This is a genomic window from Geodermatophilus sp. URMC 63, from assembly GCF_053502565.1.
In genome coordinates, this window is record NZ_CP199956.1 from 2,254,719 (window position 1) to 2,280,942 (window position 26,224).

Sequence of the window (26,224 nt, forward strand, 5' to 3'; positions counted from 1 at the left end):
TCACCTACCGGCGGGTAGGGCCTGCCATCCGCCGTCCGGGGTGACCACGGCGCTCACCGGCCGGTCGTGGTCGAGCGTCGGCAGCCGGTCGACCAGCTCGTCGTCGAACACCAGGGCCACCACGACGGCGCCCGGGCGGGTGTGCTGCAGCGCCCGGTCGTAGTAGCCACCGCCCCGGCCCAGGCGGGTGCCGGCCCGGTCGACGGCCAGCGCGGGCACGACGACGACCTCCGCCGCCCCCACCGCCGTCGGTCCCAGCCGCGGCCCGACCGGCTCCAGCAGCCCGAACCGGCCCGGCGCCAGCCGGCCGGTGTCGACCGCCCAGCCGAGCTCTCGGCCGGTCTCGGGCACGACGGGCAGCAGCACGCGGGCGCCCAGCTGGGTGAAGGCGGCCGGCAACCGGCCGGTACCCGGCTCGGTCTCGTCGGGCACGAAGGCCGCCAGCGTGCGCACCCGCGCCAGCTGCCGGAGCAGGGTGGTGGTCACCGCCGCGGCGGCGGTCGCGCGCTCGGCGGGGGAGCGGCCCCGGCGGCGGGCCACGAACCGGTCGCGCAGGGCCGCCTTGGCCGGCTCTCCGTCGTGCGGTGTGGTCACCGCGACAGGCTAGGGCCGGAACCCGTCGCCGGAGCCGCCGCCCGGGCCCGTCCCGGGGGCTGGCTAGGCTCCCCGTGTGGAGACCCCGCGCACGCGCCCGGCGCGCAAGGCCGTCATCCCCGTCGCGGGGATGGGCACCCGGTTCCTCCCCGCCACCAAGGCGGTCCCCAAGGAGCTGCTGCCGGTGGTCGACCGCCCGGCGCTGCAGTACATCGTCGAGGAGGCAGCACGCGCGGGCCTGCGCGAGGTGCTCATGGTCACCGGCCGCAACAAGGCCGCCATCGAGGACTTCTTCGACCGCACGCCCGAGCTCGAGACGGCGCTGGAGAAGAAGGGCGACGCCGGCCGGCTGGCCGCCGTGCACGAGTCCACCGACGTCGCCCAGGTGCACTTCGTCCGGCAGGGCGAGGCCCGCGGCCTGGGTCACGCGGTGCTGCAGGCGGCCGCGTTCGTCGGCGAGGAGCCCTTCGCCGTCCTCCTCGGCGACGACCTGATCGACGCCCGCGACCACCTGCTCGAGCAGATGCTCGCCGTCCAGGCCGAGCACGGCGGCTCGGTGGTGGCGCTGCTCGACGTCGGCAAGGAGAACATCGACAAGTACGGCGCGGTCGCCGTCGAGCCCGGCGGGTCCGAGGACGTGGTGACGATCACCGGGCTGGTGGAGAAGCCGCCGGTCGAGGAGGCGCCGTCCAGCCTGGCCATCATCGGCCGCTACGTGCTGGCCCCCGAGGTGTTCGGCGTGCTGCGGGAGACCGCGCCCGGCCGCGGCGGGGAGATCCAGCTGACCGACGCGCTGGCCACGCTGGTCGAGCGCGGGCAGCCGGTGCACGGTGTCGTCTTCGGCGGCCGCCGCTACGACACCGGGGACAAGCTCGACTACCTCAAGGCCGTCATCCGGCTGGCCTCCGAGCGGGAGGACCTCGGTCCGGCGCTGCGCTCCTGGCTGACCGACTTCGTGGCCGACCTGCCGGCCGAGGGCGCGTCGCAGGCCTGACCCGGCCCCCGCAGGGGGACGATCACGGGGATGACCGAGCACAGCACGGGGCGGGCGCCGCTGGACGCCCGGGACGCGGAGTACCGGGAGACGTCGGCGCTGGACCTGCGCAGCGGCGCCACCGTCGACCCCCCGGCGCCGCCCGTGCACGCGACCACGCAGATCGAGCCCGGCCAGGTCCCGCCGCCGCGTGCGGCAGCCCCCGAGACGCCGGTGCTGCGCGACGTGGAGACCCACCTCGACGAGATCCTGGCCGCCGTCCCGCAGCCCGAGCCCATCGAGCTCGCCGTGCTGGACGCGCAGGGCCTGCTGTGCGCCGAGGAGGTGGTCAGCGCCCGGGCGCTGCCCTCCTTCGACCAGGCCGCCCTCGACGGCTACGCCGTCCGCGCCGAGGACGTCGCCGGTGCCGCGCCCGACGCGCCGGTCGAGCTCGCCGTCGTCGGGGAGACCGCCGCCGGCGCGACCGGCCCGAGCGCGCTGGCGCCCGGCCAGGCGCACAAGGTCGCCGCCGGGGCGATGCTGCCGGCCGGCGCTGACGTCGTCGTCCCGGCCGTGTGGACCGACGGCGGGGTGGTCCGGGTGCAGGTGCACGCGCCGGTGGAGCCGGGCGGCTGGGTGCGCCGCGCCGGCGACGACGTCTCGCCCGGCACCGCCGCCGTCCACGTCGGGACGCCGATCGGCCCGGCGCAGATCAGCCTGCTGGCCGCCGTCGGCCGCGACCGGGTGCAGGTGCGCCCGCGGCCGCGGGTCGCCGTCCTGTCCGCCGGCAGCGAGCTGGTCGACATCACCGCCACGCCCACGCCGGGCCAGGTGGTCGACGTCAACACCTACGCGCTCGCCGCCGCCGCCCGCGACGCCGGCGCCTCGGCCTACCGCTGGGGGATCCTGCCCACCGAGCGGCGCCGGCTGACCGAGGTGCTGGAGAGCCAGCTGCTGCGCAGCGACCTGGTGCTCATCGCCGGCACGCACACCGCCGAGGGCGACCTCGTGCAGGAGGTGCTCGCCGAACTCGGGCCCATGCGCTTCCGCCAGGTGACCATGCACCCCGGCCCGGTGCAGGGCTTCGGCCGGCTGGGCCGCGACGAGGTCCCGGTGATCTGCGTACCGGGCGAGCCGGTGGCCGCGCTGGTGTCCTTCGAGGTCTTCGTCCGCCCGGCGATCCGCTCGATGCTGGGCAAGCGGCAGCTGTTCCGGCGCACGGTGCAGGCCATCTGCGCCGGGCGGCTGCTCTCCCCGCTGGGGTACCGCCAGTACCTGCACGGGCAGGTCATGCGCCACCCCGACGGCGGGTACGTCGTCGAGCCGCTCGGCGACGGCGACGAGGCGATGCTCGCCCGCATGGCGCGGGCCAACTGCCTCATCGTGGTCGACGAGGACGTCACCGAGGTCGCCGAGGGTGGGCTGGTGACGGTCATGCCGCTGCTGCTGGGCGGCTGAGCTGGACCTCGACCCGCTGCAGCACCCGGGCTGGCCGGCGAGCCTGGCCTGTGGGCCGGTGGAGCTGCACCCGCTGCGCCGCGGTGACGCCGCGGAGTGGAGCCGGCTGCGGCTGGCCAACGAGGCCTGGCTGCGGCCCTGGGAGCCCTCCGCGGGGGTGGCCTGGTCGGTGCGGCACACCCCGGCGGCCTACCGGGCGATGCGCCGGTCGCTGACGCGGCGCGCGCGGGCGGGGACGTCGCTGCCCTTCGCCGTCCGGGTGGAGGGGCGGCTGGCCGGGCAGGTGACCGTGGACAACATCGTGCGCGGCGCGCTGCGCTCGGGGTCGCTGGGCTACTGGGTCGACCGCGCGGTGGCCGGGCGGGGGATGGCCTCGCTGGCGGTGGCGCTGGTGTGCGACCACGCGTTCGGCCCGGGTGGCCTGCACCGGCTGCAGGCCGACATCCGCCCGGAGAACCTGCCCAGCCAGCGCCTGGTCGAGCGGCTCGGGTTCCGGCGCGAGGGTCTGGCCCGCCGGTACCTCGACATCGACGGTGACTGGCGCGACCACCTGTCGTACGCGCTGCTGGCCGAGGACGTCCCGGGTGGGGTCCTGGGCCTGTGGCGGTCCCGCGTACCACGCTGAGGAGAGTGCGGAGCGTGACGCCACGTCGACACGCCGCCGGTCCGGCACTCGCGTCACACCACTCGCGCGACACGCCCGCGCGCCTCCCTCGATCGGGGGAGCGACCTGCATAACCTGCCGCGGCAAGTGACTCGTGTGACGGGTGGTGTTCTCGATGGGGTCTGGCGTGCTGCTCGCCGCTCTGGTCGTGCTGTGGTTCGTGGTGCTGGTGCCCATGGTGGTGACCCGCGACACCTCGTCGTCCCGTGCGGAGGTCGCCCAGGGGCGGACGCTGCAGCGGCGGCGGGCCGGTGACCCGGTGCACTCGGCGGCGACCGAGCGGGTGTCGGTGGACCGCGACACGCTGCGCCGGACCGGCGAGCTGCGAGTCGACGTGCACGCCGTGCGCCGGCGCACGCTGGCCGGGCTGTCCGCCCTGACGGTGCTGTCGCTGGTCGGTGCGCTGGTCGTCTCGCCGTGGCTGTGGCTGCTGCAGGGGCTGCTCGACGTCGCGCTGGTCGGCTACCTCGTGATGCTGCGCGCCGCCGCCCGCCGGGAGCAGGCCGCGGCCCGCCGCGCCGCCCGTGCCGCCGTCCGGCCGGCCGCTCGCCCCGTGGCGCGCCCGGCCGCCCGTCCGGCGCCGGCCCCGCGTCCCGCGCCGGTCGACGTCCCGGCCGTGGCCGAGGAGGCCCCGGCCCGGTCCACCGCCGACCTGCCGCACCCGAGCCTGCCGCTCGCCCCGGTGCACCCGCTGCGCCCCGGCCGCGTGGTGGCCGCCCGCACGCCGGCGCCCGCCGGCTGGCAGGACAGCGCGGTCGTGGGCCTGGACGACGACGACATCGGCTTCGCCGACGTGGACCTCTACCAGCCGCGCGTGGTCAACGGCTGACGAAGGGCCCCCTGCCCCCGCCGCTCGCAGGCTCGCGGCGGGACCCTGCAGGGGGCCGACGCCGGGTCCGCCCCCGCTGGCGGCACCCGGACCAGCGGGCGGTATCGTTGCCGTCCGTCAGGGGCTGTGGCGCAGACCGGTAGCGCACCTCGTTCGCATCGAGGGGGTCAGGGGTTCAAATCCCCTCAGCTCCACACCGAGACGCCAGAACGCCGTCGGGGCCACCGCCCCGGCGGCGTTCTGGCGTCCCAGGAGCAGTCACCCGCGTGCTGGACGGCGTGCTCGTGGGCGGTCGGTCCCCGCGGGGACGCCCGGGCCGGTTCCCCGGTGCCGGGACTGCCCACCCGTCCGTGACCGGCGCACCCCGAACCCCTCCCGCGCCCAGCCGTGCTCGCCGCGTGAGCCCGACCTCCCGGGCGGGTCACCCGGAGGGGTGAGGCGGGGCCGTGCCCCTCTCGGGCCACGGGACGACGTGCCGATGCCTGTTGTGTCCAACAGAAGCGTCCCTGCGTCACCCACCTGAAGGAGGCATCGTGCGCGTCCCCCCGCGCCGCGGTCGCCGATCCGTGCTGGCCGCCGTCGTCCCCGTGGGTCTGGTGCTGAGCGTGGCGCTCACCTGGAGCTCCACGTACGCGGCCTTCTCGGCCACCACGCAGAACCCCGGCAACTCCTGGCAGACCGGCAGCGTCCGGCTGACCGACAACGACAGCGGGACGGCGCTGTTCGAGAGCGCGACCGAGACCGGGCTCACGCCCGGCGCGGCCCGCTCCCGCTGCATCCGCCTCGACTACGCCGGGGACGTCACCGCCGACATCCGGATGTACGTCGGCACGCCGGCCGGTGGCGCGACCACCCTCGACCGCTTCCTCGTCATGAGCGTCGAGCGCGGGCAGAACGTGTCGGCGACCACCACGGTGATGCCCGACTGCAGCACCGGCTTCACCCCGACGGCGTCCCCGACGTTCCTGTTCAACACCCGCCAGGCCAACGACGGCCTGGCCGACCAGGCGGCCACGCTCACCGCCCTGCGGAGCCGCGCGGACTACGCCACCGGGCTGCCGCTCGGCCCGTCGGTCGCTCCGGGCACGTCGCTGACCCTGCGCATCTCGTACCTGGTCAGGGACGACAACGACGCCCAGCGCACCCGGTCCGACGCCACGATCACGTGGGAGGCGCGGAACACGTGATCACGTCAACCGCTCCCTCGTGGACCTCCCGGGCCACGGCCGCCGGCCGGATCGCCGTCGCGGTCGTCCTGGTCGCCGTCGCCGGCCTGGTCCTCCTGGCCCTCGCCCCCCGGCTCGTCGGCTTCCAGGGGCACGTGGTCGTCTCCGGCTCGATGGCTCCCCGGCTCACCGAGGGCGACGTGGTGCTGACCCGTCCGGTCCTCCTGCAGGACCTCGAGCCGGGGCAGATCCTGCTGTTCCCCGACCCCTCGGGCGTCGACCGGCTGGTGGTGCACCGGCTGGTCTCCTTCGACGAGCAGGGCGCCCTGGTCACCCGCGGCGACGCCAACCAGAGCAACGACACCACGCACGTGCCGGCCGCCAGCGTCATCGGCGAGGTGCAGCTGCGCGTGCCCTACGTCGGCCTGCCCGCGTACTGGCGGACCGAGGGGCGGTGGGGCGCGATCGGTGCGACCGCCGCACTGCTCGCTGCAGCCGCAGTCGTCGTCTCCGGCCGGACCGGCGGCCGGACCGGCGGCAGCCCTGGTCGTGGCCTCACCACCGCCGACCGGCTCCGGGCAGCGGCCCTGCGGCCCGTCGTCTGACCCGTCGGCTGCTCCCGCTCAAGAACGGCCCCGCGAGGCCGATGAGACCAGGAGGCCGGTCCCGCACCGGCGGTGCGGACCACGTCGAGGAGGGGGACAGCGTGCGCGCAGCGCCCCAGCTCCCGCCCCGGCGTGCGGCCGGTGGCGGCCGAGCCGCCGCCTGGCTGGTCGGGGCCGCCCTGTTCGCCTCCCTCGCAGGGGAGTGGCTGCCGGTCGGGACGACTCCGGCGGCCGCGAGCACCAGCGCCGTCAGCCTGGTCGACGACCGGGGCGGTGCCGCCCTGTTCACCTCCACGGGGCTGACCCCCGGGCGCACCGAGAGCACCTGCGTCGCGCTGGCGGTGTCCGGGTCGGCGGCGTCCCTCGGCGAGGTCGAGCTCAGCGCCACGGGCACCGGTGGTGATCTCGCCCCGTACCTGCAGGTCGGCGTCGAGACCGGCACGCTGGCCGACCCGGCCAGCTGCGCCACGTTCTCCGGCGTGCCGGTCTGGAGCGGGACGCTGGACCGGATGCCCGCCGACGCCACCGCCGGCATCCCGACGGGCTGGCGACCGGCATCGGCGTCCGAGGCCGTCTTCCGCCTGACCGTCACCGTCCTCGACGACCCCGGGGCACAGGGTCGCCGCGCGGCGGCGACGTTCGTCTGGGCCCTCGACGTCGAGCCGGTCCCGCCCGCGCCGGAGCCCACCCCCCCGGCGCTCCCGGGCCGCACCCCCGAGCCGGAACCGACGCCGACGCCGACGCCGACCCCCACCGCGACGCCGACCCCGACCCCGATGCCGACGCCGGAGGTCCTCCCCGCGCCCGTGCCGGAGCCGATCCCCACCCCGGAGGTCCCGAGCCCGACCCCGCCGCCGACACCGGACGACCCGCCCCCGGTCTCCGACGTCGTCCAGGCCGAGCCGCTGCAGGCCCCGCCGGCGACGGTCGCCGAGGCGGTCGCACAGGCCGTCGCGGAGGTGGCCGCCGCCGTGGGGGAGACCGCCGTCGCCGTCGCCCAGGACGGTCAGTTCCCCCTCGGTCTGGTGGGCGTGGTGGTCGGGTTCCTCTTCGTGCAGGGCCGGCTCGACCAGCGCGACCCGAAACTCGCGCTGGCCCGCGTCAGCTCCGATGTGCACGACTTCCAGGACTTCCCCCGAACGCCGAGGACCACGACATGAGCTCCGACCCGGCCGCTGCATCCGCACCGCAGGACCTCGACCTCCTGCCGCTGGCCGACCGGCTGCGGTGGCTGCTGGCCGTGCGCACCGGTCTCGTCGTGGCCCTGCCGCTGGCGGCCTGGGCGGTCACCCGGACGGCGCAGACGCTGCCCCCGCAGTACCTCCTGGTGCCGGGGGTGGCGCTGCTGGCGTTCGGACTGCTGCTGCAGGGGCTGTCGGGCCGGGGGCGCCGGTGGGCCGTCCTGGCGATCACCGCGCCGATCATCCTCGACGCGGTCCACCTCGGGTGGGCGCTCTACCTCACCGGGGGGATCGACAGCCCGGTCGTCTACGTGATCGTCCTGCACGTGCTGGCGGTCTCGCTGCTGGGCTCCTTCCGCAGCGGCCTGAAGATGGCCCTCTGGCACTCCCTCGTGGTCATGTGCGTGCTCGAGGGGATCACCACCGGCTCGCTGCCCGCGCGCGGGGTCGAGGGCTTCGACAAGCTCACCTACAGCGTCTTCCTCACCGTGGTGTGGGTGACCGCGGTGACCACGGCCGTCCTCGGCGCGGTCAACGAGCGCGAGCTGCGGCGGCGCCGCTACGACGAGGAGGCGCTCCGGCGGCTGGCAGCGGCGCTGCACGAGGCCGAGGACACGACCGCGGTGGCCGAGGCGCTGCTGGACTTCACCGTCGACGCGGCCGACGCCGCGGTCGCCGCCGTGCGCTGCTCCGTGCCCGACGGCGCGACCGGTCCCGCCGTCGACCTGGCGCTGCGCCGGCGCGGGGACGACGAGGTGGAGGTGCTGCGGGCGGTCGACGCGCCCGCCGAGGGCTCCCTCCTCGACGAGGTGGGCCGGCGCGGCAGCACCTTCCTCGCCGCCATGACCGCGCCCGACCCCTGGGTCGACGAGGTGCTCGACGGCGCCCGCCGCGTCGTCGCCATCCCCTTCGGGCTCGACGGTCAGGGCGGGGGCGTCCTCACCTTCACCGACGACGCCCGCACCGGCTCGCGCATCCAGCAGCGCCGGGTGGGGGTGGCCGAGCAGGCCGTGGCCCACGCCGCGACGGCGTTCTCCCGCGTGGCACTGCTGGAGCACCTGCAGCGCAGCGCGCTCACCGACGGCCTCACCGGGGTGTCCAACCGCCGGGCCTTCGACGCCGCGCTGGACCGCGAGCTGTCGATCGCCGCCCGGGCGGACGCCCCGCTGGCGGTCCTGATCTTCGACCTCGACCACTTCAAGAAGCTCAACGACACCTTCGGCCACCAGGCCGGCGACGACGTCCTGCGCGGCGTGGGCGCGGCGCTGCGGGGGAGCGCGCGGCAGGGCGACGTCGTGGCGCGCTACGGCGGTGAGGAGTTCGCCGTGGTCATGCCCGGTGCCGAGGCCGACGACGCGATCGCGTTCGCGCGCCGCATCCGCACGGTGCTGGCGGAGGTCGAGGCGCCGCGGACGATCACCGCGAGCGTGGGCATCTCCTGCCACCGCGGCGCCGGGGCGGCCGCCGCCGACCTGCTGCACGCCGCCGACACGGCCCTGTACGCGTCCAAGGCCGGCGGGCGGGACCAGGCCCGCATGGCGGGGGTCGAGGGCCCGGTCAGCGGCGTGGCGGTCGACGACGGGGTCCTGCCGGTGCAGTACCCGTGGCGGGAGCCGGCCGCGGCGCGCTGAGCGCCGGCGCGGGCCCTCCCTCCGGGGGGCCCGCGCGGCCGGTCGCTCAAGTCGGCCCGGCGCACGGCCGATGCTCCGGCGAGGAGCCCGCGAGCACGCGGGCCCGGACGGAGGACGGCGATGACACGGACCAGGCGGCGCGCCCGGCGGCTACCCCGCCGCGCCCTGGCCGCCGTGGCCTCCGCCGTGGCCCTCCTGACCCTCACCATGGTGCTGCCCGGCGCCTCCGCGCGGTTCTCCTCGGTGACCGCCAACCCCGCCGGCGCCTGGGTCACCGACGGGGTGGCCCCGCCGACCGGCCTGTCCGCGGTCCAGGCCTGCACCCGGACGCCCATCACGTTCCGTGGGGCCGCCGCGTCGACGAGCCAGTCACCGCTCACCCTGAGCCGGCCGAGTGCGACCCAGGCAGGCGACGTCCTGGTGGCCCAGGTGACCTACTACGGGGCCTCGACGATCAGCGCGCCCAGCGACTGGACACTCCTCTTCGCGGACACCAGCGGAGGGGTCGTGACCTCCGCCGTCTACTACAAGGTCGCCACGGGCGCCGACGCGCCCGCGACCTTCACCCGTCCGGACTCGAGCCCCGGGGACATGGTGGGCGGGATCGTCGCCTACAGCGGGGTCGACCGGAGCAGCCCCGTCGCCGTCACCGGCAGGACCACCGGTGCCGGCGAGACGGTCACCCCGCCGTCGGTGACGACGACGGTGAAGGACACGGTGCTCGTGTACTTCCTGGCCAAGGCGGGCGCGCAGTTCGCGACGCCCGGGGGCCTCCGGGAACGCTGGAAGCTCAGCTCCGACAGCGAGGGCATCACCGCGGCGGACGAGTCCTTCGTGGGGCCGGGTACGACCCCGTCCCGCTCCTTCTCGTCGCCCGGCTCCACGACCGCGTACATCGCCCAGACGATCGCCCTGCGTCCCACCGCCCCTCTGGTCGAGGCGTCCCTGTCCTGGACGGCCAGCCCCAGCTCGTGGGCGACCGGCTACCGGCTCGAGCGCAGCGCCGGCGGCACGGCCCAGGCGCCCCGCTCCATCACCCCGATCGGCGCGACCTCCACCACCGAGGGGCCGCTGGTCAACGGCACCGCGTACACGTTCCGGCTGTGGGCCTACCGGGGGACGTGGACGTCCGCTGTGGTGAGCACCACACTGACCCCCTCCTGCTGACCCGCCCCGAGGGGATCGACAGCGCGGCGTCCGCCCAGGTCATCGACCCACGCGGTGCCGGCACCCCGCGTCCGCGGGTCCTCCCTCCAGGGGAGGGCCCGCGTGGCCGGGCCGCTCAAGCCGGCCCGGCGCGCGGCCGATGCACCGGCGAGGACCCCGCGAACACGTGGGGCGCGGGCGGAGGGCGGCGATGACACGGTCGAGGCGGCGCGTCCGGCGGCTGCCCCGCCGCGCCCTGGCCGCCGTGGCCTCCGCCGTGGCCCTCCTGACCCTCGGCGTGGTGCTGCCCGGCGCCTCCGCGCGGTTCTCCTCGGTGACCGCCAACCCCGCCGGCGCCTGGGTCACCGACGGGGTGGCGCCGCCGGCCGGCCTGGCGGCCGCTCAGACCTGCGCGTACACCGCCATCACCTCCCGCGCGGCCACGTCGGCCACCGCCCAGGGCTCGCTGACCCTGCCGGCCCCCGCGGGGACGCGGGCCGGGGACGTGCTGCTCGCCCAGGTCGGGCACGGCGCCAGCGCCACGCCCCCCACCGAGCCCCCGGGCTGGACGCTCGTCCGCCGTGACTCCTACGCGGGCGGGCTGACCTCCGCGCTGTACTGGAAGAAGGCCGTCGACGGGGAGGGCAGCGCCACGTTCGCCTTCCCGGCCGGGAGCACGGTCACCATGGCGGGGGGCATGGCCGCCTACAGCGGCGTCAGCACCACCGACCCGATCGACACCTCCGCGGGCACCGCGAACAGCAGCGCCACGGTCACCACCCCCGCGGTGACCACGACGACGGCCGGGACCGAGCTGGTGCGCCTCACGACCAGCGCCCGCGAGGCGTACCCGGCCCCGGGCACCACGACCCAGCGGTGGCGGCAGCTCGCGGTGACCGGCACCGGCGGGGTGAGCGCCGGCGACGAGCCGTTCCCCGGCCCCGGGACGGCGCCCGGGGTCAGCACCGCCGCGCCCAGCGGCCTGGCCGCGGCCTGGGTGGGGCAGACCGTGGCCCTCCGGCGGGCACCGGGCACGCCGTCGGCCTCCCTCGCCTGGACGGCCAGCGCCAGCTCGTGGGCGACCGGCTACCGGCTCGAGCGCAGCGCGAGCGGCGCGACGCCGTCGACGCGGTCGATCACGCCCATCGGGGCGACGGGCACGACGGAGGACCAGCTGCAGAACGGCACGACCTACGCGTTCCGGCTGTGGGCCTACGCGGGGACGTGGACGTCCGCCGTGGTGGGCGCCACGCTGACCCCCTCCTGCTGACCGGCCGCGGAACGCCGTTCGACAGCAGGAGGTGGGTGACTTCGTCAACCTCCGTGGGGCCGACGTCCCCGGTCCGGGCCCCCGGGCCGCCTACCGTCCTTCCCCGTGGCAGCGGGGGAGCATCCGGTCGCCCTCCTCCGGGAGGCGCTGGCGGTCGAGGCGCTCCTGGACGCCGCCTGGCGGCCGGCCGAGCTGCTCGGCTGGCGTCACGACGACGGCCGCTGCCAGGTGCGGGTCCGGCTGGACTGGGACGGCGGGTCGCGCGTGCTCTGGACCCCGCTGACCCTCCTCCGACTGCCCGAGCCGGTGGCCGTGCCCGAGCCGGTGGCCGTGCCCGAGCCGGTGGCCGTGCCCGAGCCGGTGGCCGCGCCCGCGCCGCCGACCCGGCGGGCGGTGCCGCCGCCGGTGCCCCCGCCGGCGACCCCGGCCGCCCGGGGAGCGGTGCACCGCGCCGCCCGGCCTCCGGCCCGGCGCCCCGACCGGGTCCCCGCGGAGCGGCCCCCGCCGGGGAGCGACGACGCGGACCTGCTGCGCCTGCAGGTGGAGCTACTCAAGCTGCAGGCCTGGGTGCGCGAGGAGGGCCGGCGGGTCGTCGTCGTCCTGGAGGGCGCGCGGGACGCCGGGCAGGGCGGCACCGCCACCGCGCTGGTCGAGCACCTCGACCCGCGGGTGGCGACGGTCGTCCCCGCCGGAGCGCCGGACCGCGCCGCGCACCTGCCTGCGGCGGGCCGGCTGGTGGTCTTCGACCGGTCCTGGTGCGGCCCGCTGACCCGGGACCCCGCCGCCCGCGCCGCGCCGCTGCAGGACCTCACCCGGCTCGAGCAGGCGCTGACCGGGGGAGGGGTCCACCTGGTCAAGCTGTGGTTCTCCGTGGCCCGCGCGGACGCCGACCCCGTAGCGGAGGCGGCGCTGGTCGGCGCCACCTCGACGCCGGCCGCGCCGTGGACGGTGCTCGCGGCCGACGACGAGGGGCGCGCCCGCACCGAGGCGCTGCGGCACGTGCTCTCGGTGCTCGACTACCGCGGCCGCCGCGACGACGTCGTCGGCCGGCCCGACCCGCTGCTGGTGGCGCCGGTCCCGCCCTCGCTGCTGGCCGCCGGCTGAGCGGCGGGCGCTCCGGACGGGGAGGTCTACCGCGGGGTGTCCGCCCGACCGGCGGCGCGGAAGTCCGGCCGCCGCTTCTCGACGAAGGCCCGCACGCCCTCGCGGCCCTCGGGGTCGGCGGCGGACTCGGCGATGAGCCGGGCCTCGTCGTCCAGCTGCTCCTCCAGCGTGCGGATGGCCGCCCGGCGGACCAGCGACCGGGTGCGGACCATCGCCCGGACCGGCCCGGCGGCCACCGTCTGCGCCAGGGTGACGGCGGCCTCGCGCAGCTGCCGGTCCTCCACCAGCCGCGCGACCAGGCCGAACTGGTGCGCCTCGGCGGCGCTGAGCGAGCCGTCGGTGAGCATCAGCTCCAGCGCCCGCGGGGCGCCGAGTGCGCGGGTGAGCGCCCAGGAGCTGCCGCCGTCGGGGGAGAAGCCCAACGCCCCGTAGGCCGGCCGGAACTTCGTCGAGCGGGCGCAGACGACGAAGTCGCACGCGCCCACCAGGCCCACCGCGGCCCCGGCCACCGCGCCCTGCACGCCCGCGACCACCGGCACGGGGCTGTAGAGCAGGAGGCGCACCACCTCGTGCCAGTCGTGCGCCAGCTGCCCGACGAACGCGCCGGGGTCCTCGGCGCCGGCGAAGGCGCGCACGTCACCGCCCACGCAGAAGCGCTCACCGTTGCCCAGCAGCAGCACCGCGCGGCTGGTGTCGGGGCGCGCCTGCAGGGCCGCGGTCAGCTGCTCGGCCATGGCCGGGTCGAGCGCGTTGCCCGCCTCCGGCCGGTCGAGCGTGATCGTCCAGACGTCGCCGTCCGGTGCGGTGAGCACGCGCGGGCGGTCGGTGGTGGTCATGCGCAGTCCTCCAGGAGCCGGTGGCGACCACCGTAGGGCTCAGGCCCGGACGCGCTCCTCGGTGACCTCGCTGTCGACCGCGGCCGGGGCGCCGCCGAACTCGTCGGCGACCTCGCCGGCGACGTCGTCGAGGTGCTCCTCGCCGGACAGGCCCGCGTCGGCCGCGGCCAGCATGCGGTGGCCGGTGGCCAGCACGGCGATGCCCACCGCCACCGCGCCGGCGCCGACGAGGAAGGGCACGTGGATGTCCCAGGCGTCGACCATCCGGCCGGCCACGAACGGCGCCAGGCCGCCGCCGATGAACCGCACGAAGCCGTAGGCGGCCGAGGCGACCGGGCGCTCCACGGGCGCGACCAGCATGACCGCCTGGGTGGTCAGCGTGTTGTTGATGCCGACGACGATCCCGGAGGCGACCACGCAGGTGATCAGCGCCCAGCGGACGTCGGTGAACAGGCCGATGAGCAGCAGCAGGACGGCGAAGAAGCCGAGCGCGCCGTAGAGCGAGGGCGCGGTGCCGAAGCGGGCCTGCAGCCGCGGCGCGCCGACGATCGAGAACAGGGCGACCAACAGGCCCCAGCCGAAGAACACCCAGCCGAGCTGGACCGCGCCGAGCTCCATCGGGTAGGGCGCGTAGCCCAGCATGGTGAAGAAGCCCCAGTTGTAGAGCAGCGCGGTGAGGCTCATGGTCAGCAGGCTGCGGTGCCGCAGCGCCTGCAGCGGCGCCGACAACGGGGTCCTGTGCGCCGGCTTCGGCGTCTCGTCGAGCAGGACGGCGGTGGCCAGCAGCGCGATCGCCATGAGCACGGCGACGCCGAAGAACGGGCCGCGCCAGCTGATGTCGCCGAGCAGGCCCCCGACCAGCGGGCCGGCCGCGATGCCCAGGCCCAGGGCGGCCTCGTAGAGCACGATCGCGCCGGCGAAGCCGCCGGTGGCCGAGGCGACGATGACCGCCAGCGAGGTGGCGATGAACAGCGCGTTGCCCAGCCCCCAGCCGGCGCGGAAGCCGACGATGCCGCTGATCGAGCCCGACAGGCCGGCGAGCGCGGAGAAGACCACGATGATCGCCAGGCCGGTGATCAGCGTCTTCTTGGCACCGATCCGGCTGGACACCCAGCCGGTGCCGAGCATCGCCACGGCGGTGACCACGAGGTAGCTGGTGAACAGCAGGCTGACCTGGCTCGGGGTGGCGTCGAGCTGCTCGGACAGCGCCGGCAGGATCGGGTCGACCAGGCCGATGCCCATGAAGCTGACGACGCAGGCGAAGGCGACGGCGTAGACCGCCTTGGGCTGCTTCCAGGTGCTGGCTCCGGCGGAGCTCACCGGATCACCTCCGGGGTGGGGTCGGGCCGGCGCAGCGCGGCGGCCAGGGAGTCGAGGGCGGGCAGCGCGTCGGCGATGCGCCGCACCTCGTCGGGGGAGAGGGCCGCGAGCGCGGCGTCGAGCCGGGCGGAGCGCCGGGCGCGGCGTCGCGCCAGGACGGCGGCGCCGGCCTCGGTCAGGTCGAGCAGGACGACGCGGGCGTCGCGGGGGTCACCGCCGCGCCGGACCAGGCCCTGGGCGGTCAGCCGGGCCACCAGCGCGCTCATCGAGGGCTGGGCGACCCCCTCGGCGGCCGCGAGCTCGGTCACCCGCGTCGCGCCCTGGCGCTCCAGGCGGGCCAGGGTGGCCGCCGCGGTGCGGGACAGGCCGTCGTCCGGTGCGGTCAGGGTGCCCAGCCGCACGAGGACGTCGGCGAGGTGCTCGTCGACGGTCGGGGCGCTCACGACTATCGGTTGTACGCTCCAACTATCTATCGGGCCAGCCGGGACCTCAGAACCATGACGGGAACCACATCCGCAGCAGCCACTCGGCGTGCGACAGCGGGCGGCCGGCCAGGACGGGGTAGAAGAACGCGGACGTGCCGGCCACGACGGCGACGTAGCCGCTGACGGCGGCCAGCCCCGCGCTGCGGCGCCAGGCCGGTGCCCCTGGCCGGCCCAGGACGTCCTGCAGCACGAGGGTCACGGCCAGCACGAAGAAGGGCAGCACCGGCGCCATGTAGAAGACGAACATCGTGCGCTCGGGGTTGAGGAACCAGGTGCCCCACCCGGCGACGACGGTCACCGCGACCAGCACCGCCACGGGGTCGCGCCGGGCTCCGATCCGCCAGAGCAGCCACACCAGCGCCGGGGCGAAGGCCAGCCAGAGGGTCGGCGTCCCCACCATGAGGATGTAGCGGATCACCTGTCCGCCGCTCGCGTCGGTCAGGCCCTGCGGGTTCCACAGCAGGATCGGCCGCCCGTCGACCAGCCACGACCAGGGCCCCGACTCCCACGGGTGCGGCGTCGACAGGCCGTTGTGGAACCGCCACCACTCGGCGTGCATGTGCCACCAGGAGCGCAGCGCGCCGGGGACGAACGGGAACGCGGTGTCCGGGTTGCGCTGGGCCCACCAGCGCCCCTGCGCGGTCTCGCCGAGGAACCAGCCGGTGAAGCCGGCCAGGTAGGTGAGCACCGGGACCGCCGCGAGCGCCCAGGTGGCGCCGGGCAGGCTGCGGCGCAGGGCGGTCGCCGTCGGCCTCGGGACACCGGCCTCCCGCCAGGCGGCGCGGTCCCAGAACAGCGACAGCACGGCGCAGAAGGCCAGGAAGTACACGCCGCTCCACTTGACCGAGCAGGCGCAGCCGAAGAGGAACCCGGCGGCGATCCGCCAGCCGCGCGGGCCGAGCGGGGAGCCGGTGAGGGGGACGGGCAGCTGCGCGCGGACCCGGGCCCGCACCCGGTCGCGGTCGACGACGAGGCAGGCGACCGCGGCGAGCACGAAGACCTGCAGGAAGACGTCGAGCAGGCCGATGCGGGAGACGGTGAACTGGAAGCCGTCGAGGGCCAGCAGCAGGCCGGCGACCAGCCCGAGCAGCGTCGAGCCGGTGAGCCGCCGGGCCAGCCGGGTGAGGACGACGACGGAGATCGCCCCCGCCACCGCCGACGGGAACCGCCAGCCGAACGAGTCGTAGCCGAACAGCTGCTCGCCGGCCGCGATCAGCCACTTGCCCAGCGGCGGGTGGACGATGAACGTGTAGCCGCGGTTGTACTCGTGACCCCAGGTCAGCAGGTCGTGCGCCTCGGGCGGGTAGTAGGCCTCGTCGAACAGCAGGGTGTCCGGATAGCCGATGCCGACCAGCCGGCTGACCAGCGTGAGGACGCCGAGGGCGCCGGCCAGCAGCCACGACAGCAGCCGGTCGGCCGGCAGCGGCGGGATGCGGTCGACCCGCGGCCGCGGCGCGGGCCAGCGGCGGGCGGCGCGGGACGGCGTCCCCGGCGGGTCCCCGGCGTCCGTGCGCTCGGGAGCCAGGACCGCCATGCGCCTCAGGGTAGGTGCGCTCCCCGGCCTGCCCGGCGTGACAGGCTCGGGGCGTGACGGGACGGCTCGTGCTCGGCGGCGCTCCGCTCGGCCAGCCCGGCGACGTCGGCCCGCGGCTGCGCCGGGTGATGGCCGAGGCCGACGTGCTCGCCGTCGAGGACACCCGCCGGCTGCACCGGCTGGCCACCGACCTCGAGGTGACGCTCACCGGGCGGGTGGTGACCTTCCACGAGTCGGTCGAGCGGGCCCGACTGCCCGGGCTGCTGGCGGCGCTCGACCAGGGCCAGACCGTCCTGCTGCTCACCGACGCCGGGATGCCCTCGGTCTCCGACCCCGGCTACACGCTGGTGCGCGCGGCGATCGAGGCCGGCGTCGACGTGACCTCGGTGCCCGGGCCCTCGGCGGTGGTCACGGCGCTGGCGGTCTCGGGCCTGCCGGTGGACCGGTTCTGCTTCGAGGGGTTCCTGCCGCGCAAGGGCGGCGAGCGGCGGTCGCGGCTGACCGGGCTGGCCGACGAGCGCCGCACGATGGTCTTCTTCGAGTCGCCGCACCGGCTGGCCGACGCGCTCACCGACTGCGCCGCCGCGTTCGGGGACACCCGGGAGGCCGCCGTCTGCCGGGAGCTGACCAAGACCCACGAGGAGGTCCGGCGCGGGCCGCTGTCCGAGCTGGCCGCGTGGGCCGCCGAGGGCGTGCGCGGGGAGATCACACTGGTGGTCGCCGGGGCCGCGTCGGCGCCGGTGTCGCTCGCTCCCGCCGAGCTGGCCGCGCTCGTGGCCGGCGAGGAGGCCGCGGGCGCCACCCGCAAGGACGCCATCCGCGCCGTCGTCACCCGCACGGGCCTGCCGCGCCGCACCGTCTACGACGCCGTCGTCGCCGCCAAGCCCTCCTGAGGCGCCGGCCGGCGCGCTGAGTGCACACATCGCGCCCGGGGGAGGGGCGGGACGACGAGATGTGCACACGACGAGGTCTGTGGACGTCCTCGAGGCTGGCGTCGGGTCCTGCGGTCAGCGTGCGCGTGTGCCGACGACCGTCCTCCCCGCCGCCCTCCAGGACCGCGTGTTCCGCGGGACGGACGTGGTGCGCCGCGGCCTGCTGACACCTGCCCGCCTCCGCGGCCCGGCCTGCCGGCGTCTGTTCCGCGACGTCTACGCCGATGCCCGGGTGCCTGACTCGCACCGGCTGCGGGCCCGGGCGGCGGCTCGCCTGCTGCTGCCCGGTGCGGTCGTCTCCGGGACGAGCGCCGCCGTGCTGTGGGGCGTCGACCTCGCCGACGAGCGGGACGACGTGGAACTCGTCATCCCGCCGGGCTCGCACCCGCGCCGCGTCGACGGCCTGCGGGTCCGGCGCCTGCCGCTCGACCCCTCCGACGTCCGGGTGCTCGACGGGGTCCGGGTGGTGTCGCCGGTGCTGGCGACGGTCCGCGCGGCAGCCGTGCTGGAGCCGGACGAGGCCGTCGTGGCCATCGACCGGATGGTCGTCGCCCGCGTCGTCGACCTGGCGGCCGTCCGAGCGCGGGTCGCGGTCCCCGGCGCGGCATCCGCCCGGGTGCGCCGGGCCTGCCACCGGGCGGACGGGCTGGCCGGCTCGCCGCAGGAGACACGACTACGGCTGCTGATGGCCCAGGCGGGGCTGCCGGCGCCGGTCGCCCAGCACGTCGTCCGGCACGCGGGCCGTGACGTCGCCCGTGTGGACTTCGCCTGGCCGGGGCTCCGGCTCGCGGTCGAGTACGACGGTGCCTGGCACGCCGAGCCCGGCCAGTTCGGCAGGGACAGGGCGCGCCTCAACCGGTTGCAGGCGGCCGGCTGGCGGGTGGTCTTCGTGACCGCGGCGGACCTGCACCGTCCCGCGCCGCTGCTCGCCACGATCCGCGCGGCGCTGGACGCCCGTCCGCGATGAGTGCACACGTCGCGGCCTCGACGGCCCCGCGTCCGCGACACGTGCACACACCGCGACCGTCGGCGGCCCGCTAGAGCCAGCCGTTGCGCTTGAAGCCGCGGTAGAGGAACGAGCAGACGACCACGATGACCAGCCACACCGTCGCGTAGCCCCAGCGCCAGTGCAGCTCGGGCATGTGCTCGAAGTTCATCCCGTAGATCCCGGCGATCGCGGTGGGGACGGCGATGATGCCCGCGTACGCGGAGATGCGCCGCATGTCCTCGTTGTCGGCCATCGACGTGCGCGCCAGCGAGGCCTGCAGGATCGACGACAGCAGCTCGTCGAGCGAGCCCACCTGGTCGCGCACCCGGATCGCGTGGTCGAGCACGTCGCGGAAGTAGGAGCGCATCGGCTCGGGGACGACGTCGACCGCCCGCTCCGAGAGCTTCTGCAGCGGCACCTCCAGCGGCCCCACCGCCCGCCGCAGCGACATCAGCTCCCGCTTGAGCTGGTAGAGCCGCCCGATGTCGTCGGTGCGCTCCGGGCTGAACACCGACGCCTCGAGCTCGTCGACGTCGTCGGCCACCTGCTCGGCCACGTCGACGAAGGTGTCGACGACGAGGTCGGCCACCGCGTACAGCACCGCGGCCGGCCCGTGGCAGAGCAGGCCGCGCTGCTCCTCCAGCCGGCGCCGCAGGGCGGTGAGGTCGTTGTGGTCGCCGTGCCGCACGGTGATCACGTGGTGCGGGCCGAGGAAGACCATGACCTCACCGGTGTCGACCACCTCGCTGGTGGCGGTCAGCTGCTCGTGCTCCACGTACCGCGCGGTCTTGAGCACCATGAACAGGTCCTCGTCGTAGCGCTCCAGCTTGGGCCGCTGGTGGGCGTAGACGGCGTCCTCGACGGCCAGCGGGTGCAGCCCGTAGCGCTCGGCGATCGCGCCGAGCTCGGTCTCCGTCGGCTCGAACAGGCCCAGCCACACGAACCCGCCGCGCTCGACCGCGACGTCGAGCGACTCCATGGGGTCGACCGGCGGCTCCCGGCGGCCCTGCACGTAGACCGCGCAGTCCACGACCGCGCTGGTGCCCGGGGGCCGGGCGCGGCCCGGCCGGGACGCCCCCGCCGGTCGCGGGCGGGGACCGGGCAGGAACAACCCGGGCGCGCCGTCGGTCTGCGGATCGCTCACCACGCACCTCCTCCCGTCCCGCCGCGCCGGCGGGCCGGAGAGAGCGTAGGCGTGCGGGGCGGCCCGGCCCGTGCCACGCTGCCGGAGGGGCCGGCCGGGAGGCCGGCCTCACGGGGGCCAGGTCGAGCAGCACGTCGAGGGGGAGGACGCCGTGGCCGCAGGGGCCCGCCGCGTGAAGTCCGTCGAGGACTCCATCCGCGACACCGAGGAACCGGAACACCGGCTCAAGAAGAACCTGTCCGGGCTCGACCTCGCCGTCTTCGGCGTCGGGGTGATCATCGGCACCGGCATCTTCGTCCTCACCGGTGAGGTCGCGAGCACCACCGCCGGCCCGGCCGTGGCGATCTCCTTCGTCATCGCCGGCGTCGTCTGCGGGCTCGCGGCGGTCTGCTACGCCGAGTTCGCCTCGACCGTCCCGGTCGCCGGGTCGGCCTACACGTTCTCCTACGCCACGCTGGGGGAGCTGGTCGCCTGGATCATCGGCTGGGACCTCGTGCTGGAGCTGGCCCTCGGGGCGGCGACGGTCTCGGTCGGCTGGTCGGGCTACCTCAACCAGCTGCTCGGTGACCTGGGCACCCCGCTGCCGACGTCGATCGCGGGGGAGACCGCCACGGTCAACATCCCGGCGATCGTCATCGCCCTGGTGATGACCGGTGTCCTCGTGCTCGGCATCAAGCTCTCGTCGCGGGTGACCAGCGTGATCGTGGCGATCAAGGTCGTCATCGTCCTGCTGGTGATCGTGCTCGGGTTCTTCTACACGAAGGCCGCCAACTACACGCCCTTCGTGCCGCCGGCCCAGCCCGCGGCCGAGGGGGAGGGCGGCTGGCACGCTCCGCTCATCCAGCTGTTCGGCTTCACCCAGGGCAGCTTCGGCTGGGGTGGCGTCATCGCCGGTGCCTCGATCGTGTTCTTCGCCTTCATCGGCTTCGACATCGTCGCCACGGCGGCCGAGGAGACGAAGGACCCGCGCAAGGACCTGCCGCGCGGGATCATCGGCTCGCTGGTCATCTGCACGCTGCTGTACGTCGCGGTGTCGCTGGTGGTCGTGGGCATGCAGCCCTACGCGGAGCTGTCCACCGAGGCGCCGCTGGCCGAGGCGTTCAGCAGCGTCGGGCTGTCGTTCGTCTCCAGCCTCATCTCCGTGGGCGCGCTGGCCGGGCTCACGTCGGTCGTGATGATCCTGATGCTCGGCCAGTCCCGCGTGCTGTTCGCGATGAGCCGCGACCACCTGCTGCCGCCCGGCATGGCCGCCGTCCACCCGCGCTACGGGACGCCGTACAAGATCACCATCGGCACCGGGATCTTCGTCGCGCTGCTCGCCGGCTTCCTGCCGCTCGGGACACTGGCCGAGCTGGTCAACATCGGCACGCTGTTCGCCTTCGTGCTGGTCTCGCTCGGCGTCATCGTCCTGCGGCGGACCCGGCCGGACCTGCACCGCGCCTTCCGCGTGCCGCTGGTGCCGGCCCTGCCGATCGTCTCGGCGCTGGCCTGCCTCTACCTGATGCTCAACCTGCCGGCCGACACCTGGCTGCGGTTCGCGATCTGGATGGCGCTCGGGTTCCTCATCTACTTCACCTACGGCAAGCGGCGCAGCCGCCTGGCCGGCGCGGAGGGCGAGGCGGCCGCCCGGCGCGCGGTCGCCGACCGCGCCGCCCGCGGCGGGGGCCGCTGACCCCACCCTCCGGGGTGAGCGGCCCGGCCCTGAACCTCCAGCGCCCGGCCCCGCGGGACGACCTGACCGGTGACCGACGTCCCCGGCCAGGAGCAGACCCGTGGCGACCAGCGTCCTCGACGCCCCCCTCCCGACCCCCGCAGCGGGCCCCGGCCCGGCCGCCGTGTGCCGGTGGCCGGGCCCGGTGCTCGCGCTGGCCGCCGTCTGCGCGCTGCAGTCCCTCGCCCTGCTCGCCGGCGGGCTGACCGGGCTCGACGGGCTGCTCACCGCCGCGTCGCGGCCCCCGGGCGTCGTCGCCGCCGCCGTCCTGGGTGGGCTGGCCTCCTGGATCGTGGCGTGCGCGGGCGCGGCGCTGGGGGTCCTGGAGGGCCCCGGTCTCCGGTTCGCGGCCGGCGTCGCCTGCGCCGAGGCGGCGCTGGCCCTCGCGCTGCTCGTGGTCGGGCTGTCCGGCCCGGTGCTCGACGGCCTGCCGGTCCCGGTCCCGGTGCCGGCGCTGGCGCTGCTCGCCCTCGCCGTCCCGGTCGGGAAGCTGCTGCTGGCCTCCGCGCCGTCCACCCTCACCTGGGCCGCCGCGGCGCGCCCGCGGCGGCGCGTGCCCGTGCAGGTGGTCCACCCGCGGCTGCGGCTGGTCACCGTGGCGCTCATCGGGGTGGCCCTGTGCGCCCTCGCCGTCACCACCCCGGTGGGCGGCGAGCCGCCGGCCGCGACCACGCCGGCCGCCGGCGGCTGACGCCGCGGAACCGGGTGGACGCCGCCACCTAGGCTCGGGGCGTGAGTGATCGGCACATCCTGACCGCCGTGGCCTGGCCCTACGCCAACGGTCCGCGGCACATCGGCCACGTCTCCGGCTTCGGCGTCCCCTCCGACGTCTTCAGCCGCTACCACCGCATGGTGGGCGACCGGGTGCTGATGGTCAGCGGCACCGACGAGCACGGGACGCCGATCACCGTCGCCGCCGACGCCGAGGGCGTCAGCCCGCGGGAGATCGCCGACCGCAACAACCGGGTCATCGTCGGCGACCTGCAGTCGCTCGGGCTGTCCTACGACCTGTTCACCCGGACGACGACGGCCAACCACGCCGCGATCAGCCAGGAGATCTTCCTGGGCCTGCTGAAGAACGGGTACGTCTTCCCGAAGACGACCCTCGGCGCGATCAGCCCCTCGACCGGGCGCACCCTGCCCGACCGCTACATCGAGGGCACGTGCCCGATCTGCGGCTACGACGGCGCCCGCGGCGACCAGTGCGACAACTGCGGCAACCAGCTCGACCCGGTCGACCTGATCAACCCGAGGAGCCGGATCAACGGCGAGACGCCGAGGTTCGTCGAGGAGGAGCACTACTTCCTCGACCTGCCGGCGTTCACCCGCTCGCTGGGCGACTGGCTGGACTCCCGGCGCGGCTGGCGGCCCAACGTCCTCAACTTCGCCAAGAACCTGCTCACCGACCTCAAGCCGCGCAGCTACACCCGCGACATCGACTGGGGCGTGGCCGTGCCGCTCGACGGCTGGCGCGACCGTCCCGACAAGCGCATCTACGTGTGGTTCGACGCCGTCGTCGGCTACCTGTCGGCCTCCATCGAGTGGGCCCGCCGCTCCGGCGACGACGACGCGTGGCGGCAGTGGTGGCAGACGCCGGACGCCGACGCCTACTACTTCATGGGCAAGGACAACATCGTCTTCCACGCCGAGATCTGGCCCGCCCAGCTGCTCGGGTACGACGGCGAGGGCGACAGGGGCGGGACGCCGGGGTCGCTGGGTCGGCTCAACCTGCCGACCGAGGTGGTCTCCAGCGAGTTCCTGACGATGGAGGGGCGCAAGTTCTCCTCCTCCCGCCAGGTGGTCATCTACGTGCGCGACTTCCTGGCCCGCTACGACGCCGACGCGCTGCGCTACTTCATCGCCGCGGCCGGGCCGGAGAGCCAGGACACCGACTTCACCTGGGCGGAGTTCCTGCGGCGCAACAACGACGAGCTGGTCGCCGGCTGGGGCAACCTGGTCAACCGCACGGTGTCGATGGCGGCGAAGAACGTCGGCGCCGTCCCGACGCCGGGTGAGCTGACCGACGCCGACCGCGCGCTGCTGTCGGCCACCCAGGGCGCCTTCGGGCCGGTCGGGGAGCTGCTCTCGCGCAACCGGCAGAAGGCCGCGGCCACCGAGGCGATGCGGGTGGTCGGCGAGGCCAACAAGTACCTCTCCGACCAGGCGCCGTGGAAGCTCAAGGAGGACCCGGGCCGCCGGGACACCGTGCTGCACACCGCGCTGCAGGCGGTCAGCGACTGCAACGCGCTGCTCACCCCGTTCCTCCCGCACTCCGCGCAGAAGGTGCACGAGCTGCTCGGCGGCACCGGCGTGTGGTCGCCGGAGCCGCGGATCGAGGAGGTCACCGACCTCGACGACGGCTCGCCGTACCCGATCATCACCGGCGACTACAGCGACGGCCAGGCCGTGTGGGCCTCCCGCCCGCTGCCCCCGGGGACGCCGCTGTCGCCGCCCACCCCGGTGTTCAGGAAGCTCGACGAGTCGATCGTGGCCGAGGAGCTGCGGCGGCTGGACGAGGGCGAGTGAGCCGCTCGGCCTCGTCCCGGGCCAACCGGCGGGGCGAGCCGCCGCCGTCCCCGGAGCCGCTGCCGGCTCCGGCGGTCGACAGCCACACGCACCTCGACATCGTGCTCAACGGCTTCCGCACCGAGGAGCCGGCCACCGACGACGCCGTGGACGCCGAGATCGCCGCCGCGGCCGCCGTCGGCGTGACCCGGCTGGTGCAGGTCGGCGTCGACGTGCCCTCGTCGCGGTGGTCGGCGGAGCTGGCCGCGCGGCACCCGGGCGTGCTGGCCGCCGTCGCCGTCCACCCCAACGAGGCCGGCGCCGGGCTCGCCGACGACGAGGCGCTGGCCGAGATCGACCGCCTGGCCGCGCTGCCGCGGGTGCGGGCGGTGGGGGAGACCGGCCTGGACCGCTACCGCACCGGCCCCGAGGGGTGGGCGGCGCAGGAGGCGTCGTTCCGGGCGCACATCCGCATCGCCGAGGAGCACGGCGTCGCGCTGGTCATCCACGACCGCGACGCGCACGAGGAGATCCTCCGGGTGCTCGACGACGAGGGCGCGCCCGAGCACACCGTCTTCCACTGCTTCTCCGGCGACGCCGCCTTCGCGCAGGCGTGCGTCGAGCGCGGCCACGTGCTGTCCTTCGCCGGCACGCTGACCTTCGGCAACGCCGGCCACCTCCGCGAGGCCGCGGCGCTCACCCCGGTCGACCAGCTGCTCGTCGAGACCGACTCGCCGTTCCTCACCCCGGTGCCGCACCGCGGCCGGCCCAACGCCTCGCGGCTGGTGCCGCACACGGTCCGGGCGCTGGCCGAGGTCACCGGCGTGGAGCTCGCGCAGCTGTGCGACACCCTCACCCGCACCGCCGAACGGGTCTTCGGCGCCTGGGGAAGGACCCCGCTGCCCCCCACGCCTCGCTGACGCTCGGCGCGGGCCCCTGCAGCGGGGCCGTTCGGCTTCCGAGCCTCCTCGACGGCGCGGTCCTCGAGCCCCGCCCCAACCCGGTGCCGGGCGCCGCGGCGGGGGCGACCGGTGAGCCGGGAGGCGGGGCACACTGGTCCCCGTGGGACGCCTCATCGCCGTGGTTCTCTTCATCGCCGTCCTGGTGCCCGGTGTGCTCCTCGCCCGGGCGTGGGCGCTGGCGGCCGGCCGCCGCGCCGTCGCGTCGGCCGGTGTCGAGTTCGCCACCCCCACCCCCGAGGGCGTCGCCACGCTGCAGCGACAGGCGCAGCACGGCCGGCGGGTGCGCCGGCTGGGCCTGGTGCTCGGCGTCCTCGGCATCGGGGCGAGCGTGTGGATGTTCGCCGAGGCCTCGGTGTTCCTCTGGCTGCCGGCCCTGGTGGTCGGGCTGCTCACCGGGGTGGTGCTGGCCGAGGCCACCCGCCCCCGGCCGCGCTGGCGGCTCTCCGACCCCGCCCGCCGTCCCCGCCGCGGCGAGCAGGTCTCGCCGTGGCTGCTGTGGACGATGCGCGCCGTCGTCGCCGCGGAGGTCGTCGTCGCCGCGCTGATGTGGCAGCGCGGCGACCTGCCCGACACGGTCGGCTGGGTGGCCCTCGTCGTCCCGCCGCTGGCCTGGCTGCTGGCCGAGGTCGCGCTGCTGCGCGTGCTCGTCCGGCCGCTGCCGGCCGAGGGCGCCGACGTGCCGGTCGACGAGGCGCTGCGCACGTGGACCGCGCACCTGGTCACCGCCGCGAGCAGCGTCCTGGCCCTGCTGCCGCTGGGCACCCTGCTGCTCGCCGCGGGCATCGACCTCGGTGACCGCGTCACCGAGAACGTCGACCTGCTCCCGGTCGCCCTGGTCGCGGGGGGCTTCGCGAGCCTGGCCGCGGGCATCGCGGTCGCCGGCTTCCTGCTGACCTGGCTGCGCCCGGTGCGGGCGGACGCGCGCGCCCTCGCCGGCTGAGGGAGCCGGCGGCCCGACCCGGCCCGGGACGCCGCCTGCTTCCCCTGGCGCCCTTGGGTGACACCGTGACCTCGATCACGGCCCCACCTCACTGATCCCGGCTGTTACACGCGTCCCCATAGGCGCGTCCGTCACCCACCGTGTCGGCGTGGTGTCGGATCGACGTGTCGATCGACTGCTTGACTCCGTGCGCACCGTTGCTAGACGCACCGAGCTCGTAATCGTGTCGTGACCGACAGCCGGGAT

Annotated in this window: 24 protein-coding genes and 1 tRNA gene; 19 read left to right on the forward strand and 6 right to left on the reverse strand. The window is 75.9% G+C overall.

Annotated features, from left to right (window positions below; genetic code table 11):
- Complete coding sequence (locus ACWIZO_RS10935; RefSeq protein WP_448642475.1) at positions 1 to 594, reverse strand: 5-formyltetrahydrofolate cyclo-ligase; 594 nt, start codon at positions 592 to 594, stop codon at positions 1 to 3.
- A gap of 76 nt (positions 595 to 670) precedes the next feature.
- On the opposite strand from ACWIZO_RS10935, the gene galU reads away from it, so the two are divergent.
- The 12 genes from galU to ACWIZO_RS10995 all read left to right on the forward strand — a co-directional run bounded on the left by galU (position 671) and on the right by ACWIZO_RS10995 (position 12,621).
- The gene (gene galU, locus ACWIZO_RS10940; protein ID WP_448642476.1) at positions 671 to 1,588 is read left to right on the forward strand and encodes a UTP--glucose-1-phosphate uridylyltransferase GalU; all 918 of its coding nucleotides are present in this window, start codon (positions 671 to 673) and stop codon (positions 1,586 to 1,588) included.
- A 30-nt stretch (positions 1,589 to 1,618) separates the two neighbouring features.
- Positions 1,619 to 3,025: a molybdotransferase-like divisome protein Glp gene (glp, locus tag ACWIZO_RS10945; RefSeq protein ID WP_448642477.1), complete on the forward strand. Its 1,407-nt coding sequence runs from the start codon at positions 1,619 to 1,621 to the stop codon at positions 3,023 to 3,025.
- Between the two features lie 58 nt (positions 3,026 to 3,083).
- A complete protein-coding gene (locus ACWIZO_RS10950) occupies positions 3,084 to 3,650 on the forward strand; it encodes a GNAT family N-acetyltransferase (protein ID WP_448642478.1) in 567 nt (188 codons plus the stop codon).
- A gap of 166 nt (positions 3,651 to 3,816) precedes the next feature.
- The gene (sepX, locus tag ACWIZO_RS10955; protein WP_448642479.1) at positions 3,817 to 4,518 is read left to right on the forward strand and encodes a divisome protein SepX/GlpR; all 702 of its coding nucleotides are present in this window, start codon (positions 3,817 to 3,819) and stop codon (positions 4,516 to 4,518) included.
- 120 nt (positions 4,519 to 4,638) lie between these two features.
- Positions 4,639 to 4,712 (forward strand) — tRNA-Ala (locus tag ACWIZO_RS10960).
- Positions 4,713 to 5,051: 339 nt separating this feature from the next.
- Positions 5,052 to 5,705: a hypothetical protein gene (locus ACWIZO_RS10965; RefSeq protein WP_448642480.1), complete on the forward strand. Its 654-nt coding sequence runs from the start codon at positions 5,052 to 5,054 to the stop codon at positions 5,703 to 5,705.
- Complete coding sequence (locus ACWIZO_RS10970; protein WP_448642481.1) at positions 5,702 to 6,289, forward strand: signal peptidase I; 588 nt, start codon at positions 5,702 to 5,704, stop codon at positions 6,287 to 6,289. Before ACWIZO_RS10965 ends, ACWIZO_RS10970 begins: the two co-directional genes overlap by 4 nt.
- Before the next feature lie 101 nt (positions 6,290 to 6,390).
- Positions 6,391 to 7,449, forward strand: coding sequence for a hypothetical protein (locus ACWIZO_RS10975; RefSeq protein WP_448642482.1), 1,059 nt, complete (start codon positions 6,391 to 6,393; stop codon positions 7,447 to 7,449).
- Positions 7,446 to 9,101 carry a diguanylate cyclase gene (locus ACWIZO_RS10980; RefSeq protein WP_448642483.1) on the forward strand — a complete coding sequence of 552 codons (1,656 nt, stop codon included), beginning with the start codon at positions 7,446 to 7,448 and terminating at the stop codon, positions 9,099 to 9,101. The genes ACWIZO_RS10975 and ACWIZO_RS10980 overlap by 4 nt, the downstream gene beginning before the upstream one ends.
- 120 nt (positions 9,102 to 9,221) lie before the next feature.
- Positions 9,222 to 10,268 (forward strand): hypothetical protein, encoded by a 1,047-nt coding sequence (locus ACWIZO_RS10985; RefSeq protein WP_448642484.1) that lies wholly within the window; start codon positions 9,222 to 9,224, stop codon positions 10,266 to 10,268.
- 190 nt (positions 10,269 to 10,458) lie between these two features.
- On the forward strand, positions 10,459 to 11,517 hold the full coding sequence (locus ACWIZO_RS10990; RefSeq protein ID WP_448642485.1) for a hypothetical protein: 1,059 nt from the start codon (positions 10,459 to 10,461) through the stop codon (positions 11,515 to 11,517).
- 105 nt (positions 11,518 to 11,622) lie between these two features.
- Positions 11,623 to 12,621, forward strand: coding sequence for a hypothetical protein (locus ACWIZO_RS10995; RefSeq protein WP_448642486.1), 999 nt, complete (start codon positions 11,623 to 11,625; stop codon positions 12,619 to 12,621).
- Positions 12,622 to 12,647: 26 nt separating this feature from the next.
- On the opposite strand, the gene ACWIZO_RS11000 is transcribed toward ACWIZO_RS10995, so the two are convergent.
- From ACWIZO_RS11000 to ACWIZO_RS11015, 4 genes are read right to left on the reverse strand one after another with little or no spacing between them, the layout of a single operon-like run.
- The gene (locus tag ACWIZO_RS11000) at positions 12,648 to 13,457 is read right to left on the reverse strand and encodes an enoyl-CoA hydratase/isomerase family protein (RefSeq protein WP_448642487.1); all 810 of its coding nucleotides are present in this window, start codon (positions 13,455 to 13,457) and stop codon (positions 12,648 to 12,650) included.
- A gap of 39 nt (positions 13,458 to 13,496) precedes the next feature.
- Positions 13,497 to 14,777 (reverse strand): MFS transporter, encoded by a 1,281-nt coding sequence (locus ACWIZO_RS11005; RefSeq protein ID WP_448642488.1) that lies wholly within the window; start codon positions 14,775 to 14,777, stop codon positions 13,497 to 13,499.
- A complete protein-coding gene (locus tag ACWIZO_RS11010; RefSeq protein WP_448642489.1) occupies positions 14,774 to 15,220 on the reverse strand; it encodes a MarR family winged helix-turn-helix transcriptional regulator in 447 nt (148 codons plus the stop codon). The genes ACWIZO_RS11005 and ACWIZO_RS11010 overlap by 4 nt, the downstream gene beginning before the upstream one ends.
- A gap of 46 nt (positions 15,221 to 15,266) precedes the next feature.
- Positions 15,267 to 16,796 (reverse strand): dolichyl-phosphate-mannose--protein mannosyltransferase, encoded by a 1,530-nt coding sequence (locus ACWIZO_RS11015; RefSeq protein ID WP_448642490.1) that lies wholly within the window; start codon positions 16,794 to 16,796, stop codon positions 15,267 to 15,269.
- 53 nt (positions 16,797 to 16,849) lie between these two features.
- Here ACWIZO_RS11015 and rsmI point away from each other — a divergent pair, with 53 nt between their 5' ends.
- Together rsmI and ACWIZO_RS11025 are read left to right on the forward strand one after the other, a co-directional pair.
- On the forward strand, positions 16,850 to 17,689 hold the full coding sequence (gene rsmI, locus ACWIZO_RS11020) for a 16S rRNA (cytidine(1402)-2'-O)-methyltransferase (RefSeq protein ID WP_448642491.1): 840 nt from the start codon (positions 16,850 to 16,852) through the stop codon (positions 17,687 to 17,689).
- 127 nt (positions 17,690 to 17,816) lie between these two features.
- On the forward strand, positions 17,817 to 18,695 hold the full coding sequence (locus tag ACWIZO_RS11025; protein WP_448642492.1) for an endonuclease domain-containing protein: 879 nt from the start codon (positions 17,817 to 17,819) through the stop codon (positions 18,693 to 18,695).
- Positions 18,696 to 18,765: 70 nt separating this feature from the next.
- Here the strand turns inward: ACWIZO_RS11025 and corA are convergent, their stop codons facing one another.
- On the reverse strand, positions 18,766 to 19,860 hold the full coding sequence (gene corA, locus ACWIZO_RS11030) for a magnesium/cobalt transporter CorA (RefSeq protein WP_448642493.1): 1,095 nt from the start codon (positions 19,858 to 19,860) through the stop codon (positions 18,766 to 18,768).
- A 151-nt stretch (positions 19,861 to 20,011) separates the two neighbouring features.
- On the opposite strand from corA, the gene ACWIZO_RS11035 reads away from it, so the two are divergent.
- The 5 genes from ACWIZO_RS11035 (at position 20,012) to ACWIZO_RS11055 (ending at position 25,978) form a co-directional block, all read left to right on the forward strand.
- Complete coding sequence (locus tag ACWIZO_RS11035; protein ID WP_448642494.1) at positions 20,012 to 21,532, forward strand: amino acid permease; 1,521 nt, start codon at positions 20,012 to 20,014, stop codon at positions 21,530 to 21,532.
- A gap of 100 nt (positions 21,533 to 21,632) precedes the next feature.
- Positions 21,633 to 22,262 carry a hypothetical protein gene (locus ACWIZO_RS11040; RefSeq protein ID WP_448642495.1) on the forward strand — a complete coding sequence of 210 codons (630 nt, stop codon included), beginning with the start codon at positions 21,633 to 21,635 and terminating at the stop codon, positions 22,260 to 22,262.
- 41 nt (positions 22,263 to 22,303) lie between these two features.
- Complete coding sequence (gene metG, locus ACWIZO_RS11045; RefSeq protein WP_448642496.1) at positions 22,304 to 24,097, forward strand: methionine--tRNA ligase; 1,794 nt, start codon at positions 22,304 to 22,306, stop codon at positions 24,095 to 24,097.
- Positions 24,094 to 24,996, forward strand: a complete 903-nt coding sequence (locus ACWIZO_RS11050) for a TatD family hydrolase (RefSeq protein WP_448642497.1) — start codon at positions 24,094 to 24,096, stop codon at positions 24,994 to 24,996. Before metG ends, ACWIZO_RS11050 begins: the two co-directional genes overlap by 4 nt.
- Positions 24,997 to 25,138: 142 nt before the next feature.
- A complete protein-coding gene (locus tag ACWIZO_RS11055) occupies positions 25,139 to 25,978 on the forward strand; it encodes a hypothetical protein (RefSeq protein ID WP_448642498.1) in 840 nt (279 codons plus the stop codon).
- The last annotated feature ends 246 nt before the right edge of the window (positions 25,979 to 26,224 follow it).